Origin of the sequence: Streptomyces sp., from assembly GCF_036524955.1 — a bacterium.
Lineage (GTDB): Bacteria > Actinomycetota > Actinomycetes > Streptomycetales > Streptomycetaceae > Actinacidiphila.
Window position 1 is genome coordinate 1 of the sequence record NZ_DATDBG010000171.1, and the last position, 3,446, is coordinate 3,446.

A 3,446-nucleotide genomic window follows, 5' to 3' on the forward strand; every position below is an offset into this window, starting at 1 on the left:
GGATCGTGGTGCGGGCACGGACTCCGCAGGGCACCGCGGTCTGTCCGGTGTGCGGCGCGTCGTCGGGGCGGGTGCACGGATCTCACCTGCGGACGGTGGCCGACGTGCCGGTCGACGGACGGCGGGTGGTGGTGCGGGTGCAGGTGCGGCGCTTGGTGTGTCCCACGCGCGGCTGCCGGAAGACCTTCCGCGAGCAGGTGCCCGGGGTGCTGGAGCGTTACCAGCGCCGGGCGGCCCGTCTGACCGGGCAGGTCCAGGCCGTGGTCGAGGAGTTAGCAGGTCGGGCCGGGGCCCGCTTACTGGCGGGACTCGCGGCGGGCCTGTCCCGCCACACGGCCCTGCGCACGCTGCTGCGCATCCCGTTGCCCGCCGGGCGGACGCCCCGCGTGATCGGCGTCGACGACTTCGCTCTGCGTCGGCGGCACCGCTGTGTCACCGTGGTGATCGACGCCGAGAGCCATGAGCGGATCGACGTGCTGCCCGACCGCACCGCCGACACACTGGAAGCGTGGCTGCGCGAGCATCCAGGCATCGAGGTCGTGCGCCGTGACGGCTCCGCGACGTATGCCGAGGCCATCCGCCGCGCCCTGCCCGACGGGTGCAGGTCGGCTGACCGCTGGCATGTCCGGCACAACCTGTGCGAAGCCGCCCTGAGCGAGGTGAAGGCACACAGCACCTGCTGGGCCGCTGTACTGGACGCACCGATCTACGACGGGCCCCGCGCGCAGACGACCCTGGAACGCTGGCACCAGGTCCACGGCCTCCTCGACCAGGGCGTCGGCCTGCTCGAATGCGCCCGCTCCCCAAATACCGCGCCGGCCTTGTCGACCCCTACCGCGAGCACCTGCGCAAACGCCGCGCCGAGGACCCCGCAGTCCCCGTCAGGCACCCCGCCTCCTGCCAGGCCCGGCGCCACCGCTGCACCGAGCGCACGCTGCCCCGTAACTCCTTGGCGACCACCGCGGTCGAGGCCCCTGCGGCGAACCGCTCGGCTGCCTCCAACCGAATCCGCTCACGGAAACGCCTGCCGCTCAGACGTCAGCCCACCACCCTGCGGATACCTCAGACAACGGCATACCGCAACGATCAACCCTCGTCACCCCCCAACTACAAGCTCAGTAGTGGGGCGATCGGTGCTGGGAGAAGTCGCGCGAGATGCTTCGCGGCGGCTATGAGCGTTCGGTCGGCGAGGTACGGGCCGATGATCTGGATGGCGAGGGGCAGGCCGTCCGGGGTCTTCCCGGCTGGAACGATGATCGAGGGGAGCCCGACGGGGCCAGCGAGGTTCAGCCAGCTCGTCTGGTCGAAGTAGGAACGCTTCTCGCCATCGACGGTGATGTACCGATGCGGGACGGGGAGGTCGGTCTGGTCGTCGACAGCGGCGGTGGGTGTGGCTGGGGTAATGAGGATGTCGTGCCGGGTGAAATAGTCGGCCCACTTGGCGCGGAGCTTGTGCCGGTCCTCGTCGGCTCGGCACCAGTCGCGGTGCCGCATCGTGCGGGAGCGCAGGTAGAAGCTGCTGGGGTCGTCGGCGGGGATCGCCGCAGCGGCCTCGATATCGGCGGCGAACGCGGCGTCGGTCGCCGACGCGGAGGCGGTGGCGTACATGAGGCGCTGGAACAGGCGGTCGCTCTCGGCGAAGTCCACGGGCCGGGAGCTGTCGTCGATGCTGGCGCCGGCACTGCGGGCGAGTCCGGCGACTTGGTCGAGGAGGGCGCGGGTGGCGGAGTCGACCCGGCAGTAGGCGTCGTCAGCCCAGATGCCGACTCGGTACTGGCTGACGCTGGTGAGTTTGGGGGCGGGGAGGCGGATCTTCCAGGCGGCGCCATCGGCCAGGGATGGGGCGGCGATCACGTCGAGGAGGACGTCCAGGTCGGCGGCAGTGCGGGCGATCGGGCCGAGCGTGATCATGTCGGAGCTGGTAAGCCAGCCCGGTGGGCGGGGGATGTGGCCGCGGGTCGGCACGATGGGGCTGGCGCCGCGGGAGGTGCGCAGGGCGTGGACGCCGCAGTACGCGGCTGGGAGTCGCAGGGAGCCCGCGAGGTCGGAGCCGACTTCCAGCGGAGTGAGACCGGCGGCGACGGCTGCGGCCGGGCCGCCGGAGGAGCCGCCCGCGGTCTTGGTCTGATCGAAGGGGTTCTTTGTCTTGCCGAAGATCGGGTTGGACGTCTGGATATCCTGGCACATGGTCGGGACGTTGGTCTTGCCGATGACGAGGGCGCCGGCCGCGCGCAGCAGGGCGACGACGCCGGCGTCCTGGTCGGGGACGTGGTCGGTGAGGTCGGTGGACCCGCACGTGGTGCGCATTCCCTGCGTTTCGAGGGCGTCCTTCACGGTCATCGGCAGGCCGTGGAGCGGACCGAGTGTAGTGCCGGCCTCGGTGAGGTGCCGGTCGGCGTTGTCGGCGGCGGCGCGGGCGCCCTCCGCGTCGAGGGTGACCACGGCGTTGATGCCCGGGTTGGCCTTCGCATGGTGCTCGAGAAGCTGGTCGAGCAGGGAGCGGGCGGTGATCTCGCCCCGGCGTAGGGCGGCGAGCTGGGCGCGCGCGGAGGACAGGTGCGGGGCGGTGGCGCTCATGACGTCCTTTGCATCGGTCGCCTCGGTGGCGGAGGCCGGCGTCGGCAGAGAGGCCGCGGCGGCGGTCGACGCGGGGGCGGTGAGCAGGGTGCGGCGGTTCAAGTACGGGCTCCTGCGGTGTTTCTGGGCTCCGCCTCGGGCGCGGCCGGCGCCCTGAAGTAGGCCGCTACGCGCACGAGGTGGCGAAGGTCTTTGCCACTGCAGCCCCCCAACCGGCAACCGCCCTGACCACCACGACCCGGCGGATGAGAGATCTTCCACCATGAGGAGACCGCCAGGCAAGGAACTATCAAGCCTTCCATGGTGCGGCCGTGACCAGCAGGGTCTGTACGGCCTTCGGCCCTGTCACACGTTCGTGCGATACGGCTGGTAATCGCGGCGCGGGTGGATTCCAGTACTTGCGGAGCCGCAGATCAACCGCAGAGCGGTACCCCGACGACTGCGCGACCGGCAACATCCACGCCGGTTTCCGGCAGGCCGCCCTTCCGCGCCGCGTTCCGGTTCCCGCGGCGGGACACACTCCGCAGCGGTCATCCGGTCATCTCGTTCCCCGGCATCCGCCCCGGCCTGGCGCACCCAGCCCCGCAGGGCCTCCTGCGAATGCCGAGGTCCTGCGCGACATTCACGATCGGTCGACCCGTGGTGCGGGGCTTCGCTGACGACTCGCTCGCGGGTGGAGTTTTTCTGGGCCCGGGTGCAGGTGACCTCCGCCGGTGCCTTCTGTGCTCAAGGCGGGCGGGTACGGTCAAGGTCGGTCTGGAACGCGCTCGGCGGTGCGCCGACCACCCTGGGCATCGGCAACCAGTCCATGCTCACCCTCCCGTACAGCTGACATCCGGTCCGGAAACCCGGCCTGGGTACGGTCACTC

The 3,446-nt window shown here is 71.0% G+C and carries 2 protein-coding genes and 2 pseudogenes; 2 read left to right on the forward strand and 2 right to left on the reverse strand.

Annotation, left to right across the window (positions count from 1 at the left end; all coding sequences use genetic code 11):
- A pseudogene (locus VIW71_RS13555) lies at positions 1-889 on the forward strand (ISL3 family transposase); the annotation flags it as partial.
- Here VIW71_RS13555 and VIW71_RS26700 read toward each other — a convergent pair.
- A pseudogene (locus VIW71_RS26700) lies at positions 889-1,066 on the reverse strand (helix-turn-helix domain-containing protein); the annotation flags it as partial. The pseudogenes VIW71_RS13555 and VIW71_RS26700 overlap by 1 nt on opposite strands.
- 41 nt (positions 1,067-1,107) lie before the next feature.
- Entirely contained in the window at positions 1,108-2,679 is a 1,572-nt protein-coding gene (locus tag VIW71_RS13565; protein ID WP_331622417.1) for an amidase family protein, read from the reverse strand.
- A 571-nt stretch (positions 2,680-3,250) separates the two neighbouring features.
- Here VIW71_RS13565 and VIW71_RS13570 point away from each other — a divergent pair.
- Positions 3,251-3,409 carry a hypothetical protein gene (locus VIW71_RS13570; RefSeq protein WP_331622418.1) on the forward strand — a complete coding sequence of 53 codons (159 nt, stop codon included), beginning with the start codon at positions 3,251-3,253 and terminating at the stop codon, positions 3,407-3,409.
- The last annotated feature ends 37 nt before the right edge of the window (positions 3,410-3,446 follow it).